Raw genomic sequence first — 16,722 nt, forward strand, 5'->3', positions numbered from 1 at the left:
TATGACACTCATAATTGGAGGCATTTATTCGATGAGAAAACCTTACTTGATCGCCTTAGACCTCGATGGAACGCTATTAAGAAGCGACAAAACAATTGGTGAGAGAACGAAACGTGCACTCGATAAATGCGTATCACTTGGTCACCAACTTGTCATTGCAACAGGGCGTCCTTACCGTGCTAGTCAGAACTATTATACCGAATTAGGGCTTTCCACACCAATTGTGAACTTCAACGGGGCACATGTTCATCACCCTAGAAATCAAGCGTTTAAAGCCTATCATTCCTCAATTCCTAGGGAAACCGTCTGTTCAATCCTTGATATTTGTCATGATTTTCAAATTAAGAATGTGATGACAGAGGTCATTGAACGGATATTTGTGGAAACGTGGGATGAAGAGTTGATGGCTTCTTTTGATATTGAACGTTCGGATGTTGTGACAGGGCCTATTCAAGACACATTAAAAGAAGATGCCACCTGTGTTCTTTTAAATACACCTAGAGAACAAATTGACCAATTAATAGAAGCCCTTGATTCTGAACATGCGGAAATCATTGAACAGCGAGCATGGGGAGCACCAAGTGAAATTATAGAGATTGTGAGAAAAGGAACAAACAAGTGGTTTGGACTTGAAAAAGTAGCTGAATATCTTCAAATACCACCCTCTCGTATCCTGGCTTTCGGAGATGAAGAAAACGATCTGGAAATGCTTGGAGAAGCAGGGATCGGTGTCGCAATGGGCAATGCGCGTGACACTGTAAAAAGCGTAGCAACCTATATCACAAAGACAAATGATGAAGAAGGGGTCGCCGAGTTCCTTGAAAAGCATTTTATAGATGCAAATAGTTAATGCTTTGATCGCGATAAGGCATTAATCAAGAAGCTGCCTCTTTTTATCTTTTAAAGTGAGAAACATTGTGATATCAGCCTAATTAAGGTAAACTAGCTTTAGAAATTACAAGACTGGGTCTTTTAGTTACCATATAAACCTATTCCATTTCGAAGTATTTTCTTCTAAAAAAATGTTTAATAGAGGAAGGGAGCTCTCACATGAGTATAACCATGAGAACCGATCGCACACCTAATCCAAATGCAATGAAATTCACTGCTAATTCAAGTCTTTTTACCGATCGTTTAATTGCAAAAAAAGGGGACTCTGTCGACCATCCGCTTGCAGCCGCTCTTTTAGAAATTGAAGGAGTCGACAATATTTTTGGCTACGACGACTTTGTTACCGTGAATAAAACGTTTGATGCATCATGGGACGAGTTGCTTCCAAAAATTGAAGCCGTTTTTCAAACTAACTAACTTCATACATTTTTAGGACTTGATCCATTCTTTTGGACCAAGTCCTTTTCTTAATCAATAGGGCGGAAGAAGCCGAAGATACCCGCTGTCTCAACAATATTAGTAAAGGCATTCGGATCCACCCATTTAATAATTTGCTCAAGCGTATAGAGCTCATATCGAGTAATAACAATCATCATCAGCTCACGGTCTTCTGAGGTAAACCCGCCTTTAGCTGGAAGGCGCGTAATCCCTCTTACCATTTTTTCATGAATGGCTTTGGTAAGGGCCTCACCTTTTGTTGTGATGATCATCGCTGTCAGCTTTTCATGACGTGTATGAATAGCATCTATAACGCGTGAGCTGGCATAGATCGTAACAAGTGTGTAAAGGGCTTTTTCCCACCCAAAATAAGCGCCGGCAGATAGAACAATCAACCCATTTAATATAAGAAAATAAGTTCCAATGGGACGATCCTGCATCCTAGAGAGCACCATTGCAATAATATCCATCCCACCTGTGGAAGCACCGAATCTTAAGGTTAAACCGACTCCAATGGCACTGACGACGCCTCCAAATACGGCGTTTAATAGTGTATTATCGGTCAATGAAACAATAGGAAGAATCATTAAGACAATCATGGTCGTCGCAACACTAGCCAAACTATAGATGGTGAATCGTTGCCCCACTTTTTGCCAAGCCAAGATTGTAATGGGGATATTAAGAATGAACAAAACAACCCCTGTCCCAACCGATAGACCTAATTCATTTTTGAGCAAACTCGAAACAAGCTGTGCTACCCCTGTAAAACCACTCGATAACACATTGGCTGGTATTAAAAAGAAGTTGAGGGCTATGCCGTTTAAAATCGCTCCTATGATGACAATAGCCGTTATCTTCGCCTCAATATAGAGTTTCACATCATAGAGCTTCAACCTCCATCATCCTCTCATTTTTCTTATTAGTGTCCCTCTTTCCGTTCAAAAAAAACACTTCTTACTCAGCGCTCGTCCCGACCTTTTTTAACGTTGCGGTTTGCCGGACATTCCTTCTGCGTCAGCTAAATGCTTTTTACAAAAAAACTGACCTAAGGATATAACCCTTAAGTCAGTCTCGTTTCTTTTCTTATTATATTATACAAATATATTTAGGATCATGGCGCCAGCAAAAGCAACGAAGGAAAGAATGGTTTCGAGGACCGTCCATGTCTTGAATGTTTCTTTCATGGTCAAACCAAGATATTCTTTAACCATCCAGAAGCCTGCATCGTTTACGTGTGAGAACATGAGCGAACCGGCACCTGTTGTGATAACGAGTAATTCGAGGTTAACGCCAGTCATATGCTGAATAATTGGTGAAACAATCCCAGCAGCTGTTGTTAAAGCAACGGTTGCTGAACCGGTCGCAATCCGGATTAATCCGGCCACCACAAAGGCAAGAACAAGTGGTGAAAGATGCATACTTGTTGAAAAGTGAGCAATAACGTCACCAACGCCGCTTTCAATTAAAATCTCTTTAAATCCGCCGCCTGCGCCAATGATTAAAGCAATAGAGCCAACTGGCAGTAAGCATTCGTCTGTTAATTTTTTAAGGTCAGCTCCTTTTCTTCCTTGGCGATAGCCCAAGAAGAAGTAAGCAGCAAAGACGGAAATAAGAAGTGCGATAACCGGACTGCCGATGAAAACAAAGAATTTTTCAAAGCCTGCAGGCAGAAATTTTAAATAAGGAGCAACTGCAGAGAAAATCAAAAGGATAACCGGTAAAAGAATAACAAAGAAGGAAGTCCCTGTTCCAGGCAATTTGGATTGATTTTCATCGACTTGGATGAGATTTGGCTCCCCTTCAGGAATCACATGATTTTTCACCCACATAGCAAACAACGGGCCTGCGATGATCGCAGAAGGAATCGCAACAATCAGTGAGTAAAGAAGAACTTTACCTAAGTTTGCTTTATAAATCGTGATGGCAGCGATCGCCCCAGGGTGTGGTGGGACAATCCCATGAACGATTGATAATCCTGCGATAACTGGTAATGCAATCAATAGAAGATTTTTCTTTGATGTTTTATAAATCGAAATAACGAGCGGTAAAACGATTAAGATTCCAACCTCAAAAAAGACAGGAAGTCCGATGATTAACCCAGAGAGCAACATCGCCCAAGGCAAGAACCGTTCGCCAAAGCGGTTGACGAAGAAATTTGCAACACGAATCCCCGCACCGGAATCAGCCATCATCTTACCAAGGATGGTACCTAAAGCTAGAATACCAATGATATGGCCGAGCGTACCGCCTACTCCCGTTTCATAGGCGGTTGCAATTTTATCCATTGAAAGTCCAGACACAATGGCCAAGAACACGCTGGCAAACAATAAACTAATAAACGCATGCCATTTAAATACGGTAACCCCAACAATAACAAGAGCAATTGATAGCAATGCCATCAATAGTAAATATACATCCATTTAAAGCACCTTCCCTTATGTGTAATCCTGTTGATTAATGAATTCCATTAAGTATAAATTCAGCACGAAAATGATTTCGCTTTCACAATGTAACATAAAACCCTTTCATTTGTCCATGTGATTAGAAAAAAATTTTTTCTTAAATTCGTTTTTCGAAATATTTTTCCAATCCGACACACCATCTATAATGACCCGTTCCCTTTTTTAAATTTGAACTAAGGCTGTTTGCGCAAGCTTTTATCTCAGAACAAAATTAGACTCGCTATTTTTTAGAAAGGCTCTTTTCTAAAAGATTGTTGCTATTTTTAAAAAAATAGGTGGAAATAGGCGAGACTCCTGCGGGAATAGCAAGCCAGGTGAGACCCCGCAGGCGTATTTTGCCGAAAAGGCTCACGGATTGCCCGCGGAAAGCGAGCTTATTGGAGCCTAAAAAAAACAACAAAGTTTACGAAAACAGCCTTTAGAAAAGAGCTTGGTCAAATAAAAAACTCCTTAATTTTAAGGAGCTTTCAGCTTTTCTTATTATGGGTCATTTCCCTCTAAATATGCGTTTACGGTCGTCCCAAATAAGACTTAAGTTTCTTAATTGAGTTCTTTAAAAATCCTTCTCTCGCATTAATCACATTGACATAAAGGGCATCAATCAAGCTGAGTTGTAGGATCCGGGAAGAGACGCCATTCTCAAGCTGATCATTCATTCCATTGACCGCCATGTTGAGGGCAACGTCAACGCCCCGACTCAAAGGTGAGTTAGAAAAATGGATAAAGCCGATGGTCTTAGCCCCGCTTGCCTTTGCAATTTCAAAAACCTTAAATAAGTCTTCTTGGTGATCGAGATCGGATAAAATGACTGCTACATCCTTATTTGTAAGCTGTGTGGCAGCTTTTTGTTGGAGATAACTATCCGTATAAGCGGCTGTCGTAATTCCCGACCCAATAAATTTATGATGAGCATCTAACGCGACTATGGCTGAATTCCCTAAGCCATAAAACTCCACCCGGTCCGCCTTTACTATCGTATCGACGGCTTGCTTCACCTGGTTAAAATCAATCATTTTCATGGTTTCTTTAAAGGTCTGAATCGTTGTGTTGAATATCTTCTCAGTAATTTGCCGTTCTGTATCATATTCCGTAATTTTCTCTTGAACACTTTCTAAATACGGGTTGGCCACTTCGGCAGCTAAAGTAATTTTCATCGCTTGATAGCCTTTAAAGCCAAGTGTTTTACAAAAACGGAAGACCGTTGAATTCGCGATCTTCAAATCATCTGCAACTTGTGAGATGGTTTGATAAAGAATTTTATTGGGAGATTCTAAAATATAATCCGCAATAAGTTTTTCAGTCTTATTAAACGATTGGTAGTTGGATCTAATGTTTGCCAAACAATAGTTTACCTGTTCCATTAACCTCACCTAACTTTAAAATTCTTATCTTAATTATAACCGATTTACTAAAAAAGGAAATCGTTTTCTTAAATTCATTGAACAGAAAAAAATTTTTCTGTATAATAGAGTGGTTTTGAAGAGGAGGTTCGTTTACTTAAACAACGAGCCTTTATCATAACCAGAATAAGAGGTACTAAAAACCTTTAGAGGAATGGGTTCATTCACCTCTGGTCATTCTAACAAGGAGCCTTTTGCTGACCTCTTAATTCGTATTGATAAGGGAAGACCTTCAGACACCACTCTAAATTGGTGGAAACCTGAGAGCTTTACCTACATAAAGGAGGATTTGATTGTCTCAGTCCTACTTACTTGTTATCGCATTTTTATCGATCTTTTTGTTGCTGCTTTTAATTATTAAAGCAAAATTACATGCATTTGCTGCCCTGCTCTTAGTTAGTTTGGTGCTTGGAATTGCTTCTGGTATGCCTTTGGACACCATTATTAACTCTTTTAAGAAAGGGATAGGGGATACCTTAGGGTTTGTGGCAATCATAGTTGGTCTTGGGGCAATGTTTGGACAAATCCTTGAAGTCTCTGGTGGTGGAGAAGGTCTCGCCGAAAAAATGATCGGGTTATTTGGGGAAAAACGAGCTCCCCTAGCCTTAGGACTTGCTGGTTTTATCGTTGCGATTCCTGTATTCTTCGAAGTGGGCTTTATCATTTTGGTTCCCATTATTTATAATCTAACCAAAAAAACGAAGCGTTCCTTACTCTTTTACGGACTTCCATTACTCGCAGGGTTGTCAGTGGCTCACAATTACATCCCGCCTACACCCGGCCCATTAGCGGTTGCGGATCTTATCGGCGTTAAGCTTGGCTGGGTGATCTTGTTTGGCTCTTTGGCAGGACTTCCTGCAATGCTGATAGCAGGACCGCTTTTTGGAACTTTTATCGCATCTAAAATAGATGTTCAGATACCCGACTATATCCCTATTGAAGAAAAACCGGCCAGTATAGATCCACCCTCTTATCTATTAGTTGTTTCACTCATCTTAGTGCCTATTGGGTTGATCTTAATTAACACATTTTCATCGGCCATTTTTCCACAAAACAGTACCGTCAGAGAAATTTTAACGTTTATTGGTCATCCCTTTACAGCACTTATTATTACAACACTCTTAGCCTTTTACTTTCTTGGGATCAAAAAGGGGTTTTCTGCTCAACAAGTGCAATTAATCGCAACGAAAGCACTGGAGCCAGCAGGCATTATTATTTTAGTTATCGGAGCAGGCGGGGTTTTCAAACAAATACTTATCGATTCAGGGATCGGCAATATTCTAGCCGAGTTAGTCGATTACTCGCCATTGCCTCCCATCCTGCTTTCATTTTTGGTAGCTGCTGGCGTCCGAATTGCACAAGGCTCCTCAACCGTTGCCATGATTACAGCGGGCGGCCTCATTTCACCGGTTATTTCAAGCTGGCACATGACGCAGCCCGAGCTTGGCTTGATTGTCATTGCGATTGCATCAGGTTCCACGATTCTATCCCATGTCAATGATTCAGGTTTTTGGCTCATTAACCGTTATTTTGGCATGAACATTCCGGACACCGTCAAATCTTGGACGTTAATGGAAACCATTATTTCTTTATCAGGCTTTATCATGGTCTGCCTGATTTATAGTCTTATTAATTAGTTCTAAGATAGATAGCCTTTACTTGTTCATTTGAAACTTCAAAAGGAGGGACACTTATGAGTCCATCTATGTATATTCTTGGTGTCGATATCGGCACAACGAGTACAAAATCAGTGTTATTTACAGAAAAAGGGGAAGTCGTTGCCAAACATAATATTGGCTATCCGCTCTCAACACCTAATCCATCCACGGCCGAACAAGATCCGGAAGAAATCTATCAAGCTGTACTCGGTACCATGAAAGAGGCGCTTAATAAAAGCAGCGTAAAACCTGAAGAAGTGCTATGCGTGTCTTTTAGTTCAGCCATGCACAGCCTGATTGCAGTCGATGAAAAAGGAAAACCGCTCACCCAATGTATCACTTGGGCGGATAATCGAAGTGAAAAATGGGCCGAGAAAATTAAAAATGAGATGAATGGGCATGAGATTTATCTCAGAACCGGGACACCGATCCATCCCATGTCTCCATTATCTAAACTAACTTGGATGCGCCATGAGAAACAAGATCTGTTCTCTAAAGCTGCCAAATTCATCTCCATAAAAGAATATGTATTCTACAAGCTGTTCAATGAGTACGTCATTGATTATTCGATTGCTTCAGCAACCGGCCTCTTTAACCTAAAAGAGCTCAACTGGGATTCTGAAGCCTTAGAAGTGGCGGGAGTAACACCTGAACAATTATCAACACCTGTTCCAACCACCCACTATCTTAAAGGCCTTAAACCAGATATGGCGGAATCCATTGGTCTTGCGATGGATATTCCATTCATTTTAGGAGCAAGCGATGGCTGCTTATCGAACCTTGGGGTCAATGCCATTGAATTTGGCTCCGTCGCTGTTACGATTGGGACAAGCGGTGCCATCCGAACGGTTGCTGATCGTCCGATTACTGATCCTAAAGGCCGAACTTTTTGTTATGCCTTAACTGAGAATCATTGGGTCATTGGCGGACCTGTTAACAATGGCGGGATGACCTTCCGTTGGGTTCGTGATGAGCTCGCCGCTTCAGAAGTGGAAACAGCCGGGCGCCTTGGAATGGATCCTTATGAAGTACTGACACGGATTGCTTCAAAAGTTTCACCTGGATCCGACGGTCTCCTCTTTCACCCTTATCTTGCTGGTGAGCGGGCCCCTCTTTGGAATGCCAACGCACGCGGATCATTTTTTGGCTTAGGGATGCATCACAAGAAAGAGCATCTAATCCGTGCTGTTCTTGAAGGGGTCATCTATAACTTATACAGCGTGCTCCTTGCTCTCGAGGAATTAATTGGTCAGCCTAAGAAAGTACTGGCAACAGGCGGATTTGCTCGTTCTGAACTTTGGCGGCAAATGATGGCCGATATTTTTGATCAAGAGGTCATTGTCCCGGAAAGCTTTGAAAGTTCTTGTCTAGGCGCTGCCATATTAGGCTTATATGCACTCGGAAAAGTGGATACGTTGACTGTCGTGAGTGACATGGTTGGAGATACCCACCGCCACCACCCTATCCCAGAAAATGTAGCCATCTATCAAGAACTTGTTCCGATTTACCTTAGCCTTTATCGAAAATTAGATGATGAATACAGCCGTATCTCTGAATTCCAGAGAAAAACACTCGGCTAAATAAAGCCATGATTAAAAGCCCTGTCGATCACGACAAGGCTTTTCTTCTTTATAGACCAATTTTTTTCTTGTGAGAGGTCTTAGCGGTTTTCTTTTTTGGCAGTTCTGTTGAGGCTGAAGCCATCTTTCCTGCAAGTAACTTTTTTGGTGGAGCCTCACTTTCAGCAGTTGAAGGGGCTTCGGCTGTTCTGGCAGAAGGAACAGCTTTTTTAGGCGGTGCTTGTGTGGGTTGTGCAGGCGTGCTTCCACGAGTTTCCTCCACACTTTTTTGTAAAGCTGCAAGTAAATCGACGACGTTTTCTCTAGCAGGCGCCTTCTTCGGTGCCGTCGTTTCATGCCCCGCCAGTTTTTCCTCGACAAGATGCTGAACATCCTCCCGATAGGTATCTTTGTATTTCTCAGGTTCAAAAGCTGTTGTCAACTGCTCGATCAGTTGCTTAGCGGTTGTCAGCTCTTTTTCATCGAACTCGCCCATTTGTTCAAGCCCTGGTACTTGATTAACAGGGCGAACTTCATCGGGGTAATACATGGTTTCTAGCATAAGACCTTCTTTGTAGACACGGACAACCGCCAAATGTTCCTTAGAATGAAGGGTTAGTTTAGCGAGTCCAATTTTATTCGTTTCTTTCAAAGCTTGTCGAAGTAAGGCATAAGCTTTACCGCCATTTTCATTAGGTCCGACAAAATAAGAACGATTAAAGTAGACTGGATCAATTTCGGATAAATCGACAAAATCCAGGATGTCTACCGCTCTAATGACATCGCCTTTAAGTCCTTGTAATTCCTGATCGGTAATGGTGACAAATTCACCTGGATAAACTTCATAGCCTTTTATTAAATGGTCGTTTTCTACAACCGTGTCGCACTCCGGACAATACTTTTGGTAACGAATCGGGGTATGGCACACATCGTGCAGGGTGCGGAACGACACATCTTTTGACTCCGTTGCAGCATATAACTTGATGGGGATATGGACAAGCCCAAAGCTGATCGACCCCTTCCACATCGTGTGCATCCTATCTCTCCTTTTTACTTAGAGTCTGTCTTAGTTTGAGCAATCCTCGATCAATCTATTTCAGCGAAAAAATCGGCTATCGTGGATTTCCCCAGCGAATAGTTTAAAATTTTATTTGTCAGTTCTTATGACCGTAAACATGCTCGCGATCAACCCTTCCGCATTTCCGGAGCTTCATTTTGAAAAGTACAAGTTCTTGGGTCGATCTCCAAAAAAGCTTGGATGGAAGGCTGTCTAAGAGAACGGCCTTCTGTCCATTCAGCAAAATGAATTTTACAGACCCATTTCGGGCTGACCCAATAAGTATCCGAGGTTTGACCAGGAGGGTTAACAAATGGCGCCTCGCTTTCACCAAAGCTTTTTAAATGAGTAGTCAAGTCGCGCCATTCCGCTTTCGTTAACTTCCCCGTGCCAACATGACCAATATACCAAAGTCGGTTCTGATCATCATAAAGTCCGATCAAAAGGGCGTTGGCCACACCGTTTTTTAGAGTATAACCGCCAACAACAGCATTGACATCCCGTTTAATTTTGATTTTTTGCCAGGTTGGTTTTTTCTCATTTATAAGATAGGGTGAGGATTCGTCTTTAACGACAAGGCCCTCCATCCCGTATTGAGACATGACTTCAAAGAGCGCTTCACCATCCTTTTGTGCTGTCACAGCTTGAACATAGGGAGTTGGGGTTAACCTCTCTTCTATTAAAGCCAAGCGCTCGACTAATGGAAGATCTGTCACCCATTTGCCGTCTAAGTACAGGATATCAAACACCATATATGAAATAGGGACAAGGGGCTGAACGGCCTTCACCTTAGAAAGGTTTCGGAGGCCATCACGGCGCATGACTTCATGAAAGGAAGGAATCCCATCTTGTCCCATTGCAATCACTTCTCCATCTAAGATGACTGAATCGGCAGCAAAAAAGTCAAAGGTCGTAATCTCCGGATAGTGATACGTCCGTTCATTCTTCTTTCGATTGAATAGACGGACATGGCCTCGCTCAGCATAAGTTAAAATGCGTACACCATCCCATTTTACTTGAGCAAGCCATTGACCCCCTTGAGGTATGGCATGACTCGATACAGGTTCCATGGGAAATACCGGTTCCATCTGCTTTCGTCCCCTCTCGTGTTCCTTGACTCTAGTTTGACATTTATTTTAGGAAAGTATGATAAGAGAAAAGGCGGCAGGTCTTAAAAATCCTTGATCCCAACTCCAAAGCCGCTCATCAAAAAATAAAAGAACATCGTGACCGCATCATGCTGATGAGGTGACAACGTTCCCTTTTTTCCAGATTAGCGGGTAACTTAGCCGGTTAATCGGACCACGGATCTTTAATATAGGCATTTACCGCACTGTCGTTTTTTTGATGCTGAAGGACCACTCGGAAATTCCCATCAAATGGTGCCTCAAGGGTGAATTCCCCTTTCGAACCTTCTTTCACGTCATTAACATCTGAACTGAAACTTCCATCCTCGCTCTCAATCCATAGACTGAACGAGCTGTTACCGGTCGTTTCCCCGCCAAATGTGATCGTATCACCGGCATTAGCCCAAATATAATCAGAATAACTATATTCTTCGTTTGAAGCGAGCACTGCCTTTTCACACACATATTGATCAGTTGAACAAGAAAGCAAAGGATCATCAACTGCTAAAGTCGTTTTAACTTTCGTTTTGGCAGTGGCCGCTTTGGTACTTTTGGATGTTGCCTTTTGTGTGCTCGCTGTTTGTGAACTAGTTGGATTGGCTGTCGTCGATTGAACCGTTTTTTTGGTTGGGGCGTGTGTCAGAAACCCTTCATGCCAACCTGCATAGAGGATCGCAATAATCATAATACTGAATAAAAAAATCAATTCCTTTTTTTTCATCGAGATTCCCTCCATTAAGAACACAAGCACTTCTGCCCAGCACGTTCAGGATTTTATCATTGGCAAGGCCCTTGTCCACAATCGGATTCCATATTGGACATGCTGCTTAATAAAAGGTATTCAAAAGAAAAGGGAAGTATGAGGATTCTTTACTAGAAAGAATCCTGGGGCTGAACTTAAGAAAGCAAGAAAAGGGAAATCTCTTGGAGGATGGCTTGTCCCGAAGCACAAAAAGACTGATTCCAAACCGCTGCTCGTCGCTTCAGAATCAGTCTTTGTATATGTTAACTATGAATAACGACCTTTGTTCCTTCAGGGATGTTCTCATAAATCCATTTGGCATCATCAACAGGCAAACGGAAGCAGCCATGAGAGGCTTTTTGTCCGAGTTTCTCGGCTTCAGACTGAATGTAGTTCCCGTCCTTGTCAATTGGAATGCTATGGAATAAAAACTCCCCATGGTTTTTCCAGGATGTCCAATAATTGGCCCCTTCTTGTTCGGATGCAGAGAAGAAAGTGAGTCCTTTCTCTGCTTGTACATAAAATGTGCCTTCTGGAGTAGAAGTGTCGGGTTCCGTATCAATCCCTGAAGAGGTCAACATGGTGTAAATGACCTTATTTCCATTCATAATATAAACGCGTTCCTTAGTCGTATCCGCATCAATCCACACATCCTCACCTTTTTCAAGGGTTGGATAAGGGCCATCACTTGGCCCCATGAAATTTGTTCCGGCAATCAGCTTCTCCCATTGCTTATTCGTCAACTTAGTGATATTCACCTTGCCGGCCTCAAGTTCTTTTGTTGTTGGCAGACTCTTTGCTTGCTCCGCTTTCTTACTAGTTGAGTTTGATGCGTGAGCTTTTTGCGTCGAAACTTCTTTCTTACTCGAATCAGCTGCATTTGAGCTCTTATTAATCCCGCAGCCTGAAAGGAGCAAACTTATCAATATTAACCCAAATAGGGAATAGCTTGTCTTTTTTAATAACATCTTGTCCACTCTTTCTTTTATAATAACTTAGGCTACTCACATGGCTTTCAAAAAGCCACAAACTGAAGAATGATTAGGTCCTGATTAGTAAAAGCCTTAGTTTTTCTTATACCTTTTTCCTATTCGGTTTAATAAAGGTTCCCCTACAAAAATTATAAGGGTTTATTGACAATCGGAGCAATAGCCATAAATTTCGAACTTATGCTCAACAATTTTAAATTCCTCAATCTCAGGTACCTGTGACATCGGACACTGTTGGATGGTTTTAGACTTTCCGCACTTAAGACAGATCACATGGTGATGATGGTGACTTGCCTCACAGTTGACTTGAAACCGCTTCTCCCCGTCTAGCTCTGTTTCCTCAAGAATTCCTAAATCACGGAATAAAGCTAAATTACGGTAAACCGTTTCAAAGCTGAGCCCCGGATAAAGTTCTTTTAAATAATCAATGACTTCTTTAACAGAGAGATATCGTGGATGCTCGAAAAAATAGTGTATAATTTTCTCTCTTTTATCGGTAATGCTGTATCCATTCTTTTTTAAAAGCTCGAGCGCTTCAGTGCTTGTCATGGATAAGAACTCCTTTAAGCTCATGTAATCAATAACACTATATCATTATAGCAAAAAATGTCCGCTCTTGTCGGATTTTCTACATAGTTTACTTTATAATGTTCAAACTAAATGAAGGAGTGTGATCACACATGGACCCAAGTGATATCCAAGTCAGCATTGACAGTCAAACCTTGACTCTTACAAGCCTCTCTAAAATCCTGTGGCCAAAAAGCGGTGTCACTAAAGCGGATTATTTTCGCTATATAAATGAAGCAGCTCCATATATTTTGCCTTTTATAAAGGATCGGGCACTCACCCTTATTCGCTATCCTCATGGTGCTTCAGGACCTTCTTTCTTTCAAAAAAATTGTCCTGATTATGCTCCCGAATTCATAAAAACAGTGTTGATCCATGACATTAATTATATTGTTGGCGGTGATTTGCCTACCTTGTACTGGCTTGCCAATCAGCTGGCCCTTGAAATTCATGTTCCCTTTCAATTGATCCATTCAAAGGGACCTTCAGAAATAGTCTTTGATTTAGACCCTCCTTCCCGGGATGCATTTGACTTAGCTATAGACGCAGCCCTTTTAATTAAAGAAGTATGTGACCAGCTTCAAATCATCAGCTTTATAAAAACGTCTGGAAATAAAGGGCTGCAAATCTATATCCCCTTGCCCGAAAATACCTATTCTTATGAAGAAACACGGCTGTTCGGGGATTTTATGGCCGCTTTTTTAATTAATAAAAAACCGCAATCCTTTACAACAGAACGTCTCAAAAAAAATCGCAAAGGAAGGCTTTATCTCGATATTGTTCAGCACGCAGAAGGAAAAACAATCGTTGCTCCTTATACTGTTCGAGGGAATGAGGACGGTTTAGTCGCTGCTCCCTTGTTTTGGGAGGAAGTTAAGCCCGGTCTTCGTCCCGAACAATTTCCCATACAATCCATGATGGAGCGGATTAAGCAGAAAGGCTGCCCCTTTGCTCACTTCTTTTCAGCAAAAGATCATCAGCCATTTAACCAAGTTCTGTCCATCCTTAAAAAAAATCAAGCGAAAGGAGCTTTATCATGACAACAAATGTTATTTTAAAATTCGTTTTATCTCCTGTTATCGTCATTTTGTGTGATTGGTTCAGCCTTTACCAAATCCATTATGAAAGTGTCTTACAAGCGTTGATTATTGGCTTTTTCGTCGCCATTGTCAATACAGCTTTTGAGTGGCTGTTCTTCGCAAAGGGAACTTATTGGATCACCACCATTTTTGATTTTATCCTCACCTTGTGTGTCGTCTATTTCGGCTCTATGATGTTCCCAGCAGCCCTTGTCACCACGATCGGGGCATTATCCATCACCATTTTAATCACCTTAATGGAATACTTTCTCCACAATTGGTTATGGCGCCATAATCGGGGAACAGACCTTGCCACGAAATAGCTGATGAGAAAAGTCTTTAAAGACTTGTTGCATGAACGAATTCCGTCTTTTTTCACTTTCAGTACTCTTGGGCATCCGCAAAGGGGCCGGTATCTGAAATTTTCGCCATATTCCTGATAAATGATACTGCCCATGACGGTTTAATTATCATCCAATCGGTTGAAACGACTTGAATCTATCCTTTTTTCATTACTCAAATCAATTTAAAAATCATCCACCTGCTAATAGGACTGCTCTTTCTTCTGAATCACTGGTTCCTATGAAATAAAGAGCGCCACTCCTCAAAATGACAAAAGGCCCACCCAATTAATGGGTGAGCACTTGAATTAGGGGCTGATCAACAGTCTTATGGCTGTTCATCACGCTTCTTCAATTTTTACGCTTTGTGTTTCCAGCCAATAATTCATTTGCGCAAGGTGGGCAATGAGCTGTGGTCCCATCATGAGCTGGCCGAACCATGGCACTTTAAAGGCATCACCGTTTGTTTCAATAATCGCTTCAACTTGTTTCCGGTCTACAATTTCGAGCAATGGCGCAGATGGTTTACTGATTTCTTTTTTGAGCCAGTCTGAAACCGCCTTTGTATAACCAGGATCATGTGTTTTCGGATAAGGGCTTTTCTTGCGATATAGAACCTCATCTGGAAGCCAGCCCTCAAACGCCTTTCTTAAAATGCCTTTTTCACGTCCCTTATACATTTTAATATCCCATGGAATATTCCAAACGTATTCCACTAGACGATGATCTGCAAATGGCACACGGACTTCAAGACTTGCTCCCATAGACATCCGGTCTTTTCGATCCAAGAGAGCGGTCATAAACCAATGCATATTCAGATAGAAAAGTTCACGCCTTTTGGCATCGACACCTGTTTCTCCCTCAAGTCGAGGCGTTTCCGCAACCGTTTCATCATAACGCATCAGCATGTATTCTTTTAGGTTTAATTTATCTTGCCAATGGTCGTTTAAGAGCTTTTGCCGCTCTTCAATAGAACGCATCCATGGAAAGCCTTCTTTCGAGGATGTCTCAGGACTATGAAACCAAGGATAACCGCCAAATAGTTCATCCGCACATTCCCCAGAAAGCGCAACAGTTGCATGCTCCTTAATCCCTTTACATAACCATAATAAGGAGGAATCGACATCCGCATAACCAGGCATATCGCGGAGGTCAACTGCTTCCTTCAAATAATCAACAAGCACATCATTTCCAATAATCAAGTCATGGTGGTTCGACTGAATATAATCGGCTACTTTATGAGTGAAATCACTATCCGTATTGGGCTGGAATTTACTCTTTTTAAAGAATTTATCATTATCGCGATAATCAATTGAAAAAGTATCAATCGCCCCTAGCCCTTTTTCTTTGTAGTAATGGGCGGCAATCGCAGAAATAACACTAGAATCAAGTCCCCCAGACAGGAATGTGGAAACAGGGACATCTGCAAATAATTGACGTTCAACCGCATCACGGAACAAGAAACGAACATGTTCCGCTGTTTCCTCTGCCGATTCCGTATGTTCCTCACTTTTGACGTTCCAATAACGCCATACTTTGAGACCATCTTTGGAGTACGTGAGAGCGTGAGCAGGGCGCAGATCACTGATTCCCTTGTAAACGCCATGTCCTGGTGTTCGAGATGGCCCTAATCCAAACACCTCTGAAAGTCCCTCACGTGTGATGATACGGTCTATATCAGGATGCTCGAACAAAGATTTAAGCTCTGACGCAAACACGAATCGGCCATCCGCTTCACTGTAGAAAAGCGGCTTAACCCCTAATCGATCCCGTGCCATAAATAGTTTTTCATTCGCATGATCCCAGATGGCAAAAGCAAAGATACCGTTGAATTTATCAACACAGGCTTCTCCCCACTCAATATAAGAGGTCAAAAGCACCTCAGTATCAGAGTGACCTTTAAATGAATGACCTTTCACAAGCAACTCTTTTCTAATATCCTCGGTGTTATAAAGCTCACCGTTATAGACAAGTGTAAATGTACGCTCATTTACCGTTTTGTGCATCGGCTGTTTACCATTTTCAGGATCGACGACAATGAGTCTCGCATGCCCAAAAGCGGCGCGCGGGGATACCCATACCTGTTTCTCATCAGGTCCTCTATGATGTAAGTTGGCTGTCATTTTTTCTAATCGTTTATGTTCATGGCTTAAATCACGGTGCCAGTCAATCCATCCCGTAATACCACACATCGCAACTCAATCCTTTCTTAAAAAGATGTTGTGATAATTGCCTAGTTTTCACTATATGCACGAATGGATAAAGGCGTGCGAAACGGGCGGGCTCACCTCCAATCACTATTTAGACAGACTGGCTTTACGAATAGATAGGGACAGACCGTTTCGAGCAACTAAACCTCCCATTATTGGTGGGGAAAGACCTCTTCAAGCAGTGATTCTTTCAGTAGAGGTC

15 protein-coding genes are annotated in these 16,722 nt (G+C 41.8%); 6 read left to right on the forward strand and 9 right to left on the reverse strand.

The window, feature by feature from the left end; translation table 11 throughout:
• Positions 1-31: 31 nt before the first annotated feature.
• Positions 32-850 (forward strand): Cof-type HAD-IIB family hydrolase, encoded by an 819-nt coding sequence (locus PU629_RS17710; protein ID WP_275281359.1) that lies wholly within the window; start codon positions 32-34, stop codon positions 848-850.
• Between the two features lie 200 nt (positions 851-1,050).
• Positions 1,051-1,308, forward strand: coding sequence for a NifU N-terminal domain-containing protein (locus tag PU629_RS17715; protein ID WP_275281360.1), 258 nt, complete (start codon positions 1,051-1,053; stop codon positions 1,306-1,308).
• Between the two features lie 50 nt (positions 1,309-1,358).
• Here PU629_RS17715 and PU629_RS17720 read toward each other — a convergent pair whose 3' ends face one another.
• From PU629_RS17720 to PU629_RS17730, 3 genes are all read right to left on the reverse strand, one after another.
• Positions 1,359-2,207, reverse strand: coding sequence for a YitT family protein (locus PU629_RS17720; RefSeq protein ID WP_275284488.1), 849 nt, complete (start codon positions 2,205-2,207; stop codon positions 1,359-1,361).
• A gap of 213 nt (positions 2,208-2,420) precedes the next feature.
• Positions 2,421-3,749 carry a GntP family permease gene (locus PU629_RS17725; RefSeq protein ID WP_275281361.1) on the reverse strand — a complete coding sequence of 443 codons (1,329 nt, stop codon included), beginning with the start codon at positions 3,747-3,749 and terminating at the stop codon, positions 2,421-2,423.
• 551 nt (positions 3,750-4,300) lie between these two features.
• Complete coding sequence (locus PU629_RS17730) at positions 4,301-5,152, reverse strand: MurR/RpiR family transcriptional regulator (RefSeq protein ID WP_275281362.1); 852 nt, start codon at positions 5,150-5,152, stop codon at positions 4,301-4,303.
• 332 nt (positions 5,153-5,484) lie between these two features.
• On the opposite strand from PU629_RS17730, the gene PU629_RS17735 reads away from it, so the two are divergent.
• Both PU629_RS17735 and gntK read left to right on the forward strand, forming a co-directional pair.
• Complete coding sequence (locus tag PU629_RS17735; RefSeq protein WP_275281363.1) at positions 5,485-6,828, forward strand: GntT/GntP/DsdX family permease; 1,344 nt, start codon at positions 5,485-5,487, stop codon at positions 6,826-6,828.
• A 56-nt stretch (positions 6,829-6,884) separates the two neighbouring features.
• Positions 6,885-8,429, forward strand: coding sequence for a gluconokinase (gene gntK / locus PU629_RS17740; RefSeq protein ID WP_275281364.1), 1,545 nt, complete (start codon positions 6,885-6,887; stop codon positions 8,427-8,429).
• Between the two features lie 49 nt (positions 8,430-8,478).
• On the opposite strand, the gene ku is transcribed toward gntK, so the two are convergent.
• The 5 genes from ku to PU629_RS17765 form a co-directional block, all read right to left on the reverse strand.
• Positions 8,479-9,444: a non-homologous end joining protein Ku gene (gene ku / locus PU629_RS17745; protein WP_275281365.1), complete on the reverse strand. Its 966-nt coding sequence runs from the start codon at positions 9,442-9,444 to the stop codon at positions 8,479-8,481.
• A 149-nt stretch (positions 9,445-9,593) separates the two neighbouring features.
• Positions 9,594-10,553: a non-homologous end-joining DNA ligase gene (gene ligD / locus PU629_RS17750; protein WP_275281367.1), complete on the reverse strand. Its 960-nt coding sequence runs from the start codon at positions 10,551-10,553 to the stop codon at positions 9,594-9,596.
• Between the two features lie 205 nt (positions 10,554-10,758).
• Positions 10,759-11,313, reverse strand: coding sequence for a hypothetical protein (locus tag PU629_RS17755; RefSeq protein ID WP_275281368.1), 555 nt, complete (start codon positions 11,311-11,313; stop codon positions 10,759-10,761).
• Positions 11,314-11,597: 284 nt separating this feature from the next.
• On the reverse strand, positions 11,598-12,302 hold the full coding sequence (locus PU629_RS17760; RefSeq protein ID WP_275281369.1) for a L,D-transpeptidase: 705 nt from the start codon (positions 12,300-12,302) through the stop codon (positions 11,598-11,600).
• 162 nt (positions 12,303-12,464) lie between these two features.
• Positions 12,465-12,872, reverse strand: coding sequence for a Fur family transcriptional regulator (locus PU629_RS17765; protein ID WP_275281370.1), 408 nt, complete (start codon positions 12,870-12,872; stop codon positions 12,465-12,467).
• 131 nt (positions 12,873-13,003) lie between these two features.
• Here PU629_RS17765 and ligD (PU629_RS17770) point away from each other — a divergent pair, with 131 nt between their 5' ends.
• Both ligD (PU629_RS17770) and PU629_RS17775 read left to right on the forward strand, forming a co-directional pair.
• On the forward strand, positions 13,004-13,930 hold the full coding sequence (ligD, locus tag PU629_RS17770; protein ID WP_481900454.1) for a non-homologous end-joining DNA ligase: 927 nt from the start codon (positions 13,004-13,006) through the stop codon (positions 13,928-13,930).
• On the forward strand, positions 13,927-14,292 hold the full coding sequence (locus PU629_RS17775; RefSeq protein WP_275281371.1) for a hypothetical protein: 366 nt from the start codon (positions 13,927-13,929) through the stop codon (positions 14,290-14,292). The genes ligD (PU629_RS17770) and PU629_RS17775 overlap by 4 nt, the downstream gene beginning before the upstream one ends.
• Before the next feature lie 359 nt (positions 14,293-14,651).
• Here the strand turns inward: PU629_RS17775 and asnB are convergent, their stop codons facing one another.
• Positions 14,652-16,502, reverse strand: coding sequence for an asparagine synthase (glutamine-hydrolyzing) (gene asnB / locus PU629_RS17780; RefSeq protein ID WP_275281372.1), 1,851 nt, complete (start codon positions 16,500-16,502; stop codon positions 14,652-14,654).
• Positions 16,503-16,722: the final 220 nt, after the last annotated feature.

It is taken from the genome of Pullulanibacillus sp. KACC 23026 (assembly GCF_029094525.1).
Taxonomy (GTDB): Bacteria; Bacillota; Bacilli; order Bacillales; family Sporolactobacillaceae; genus KACC-23026.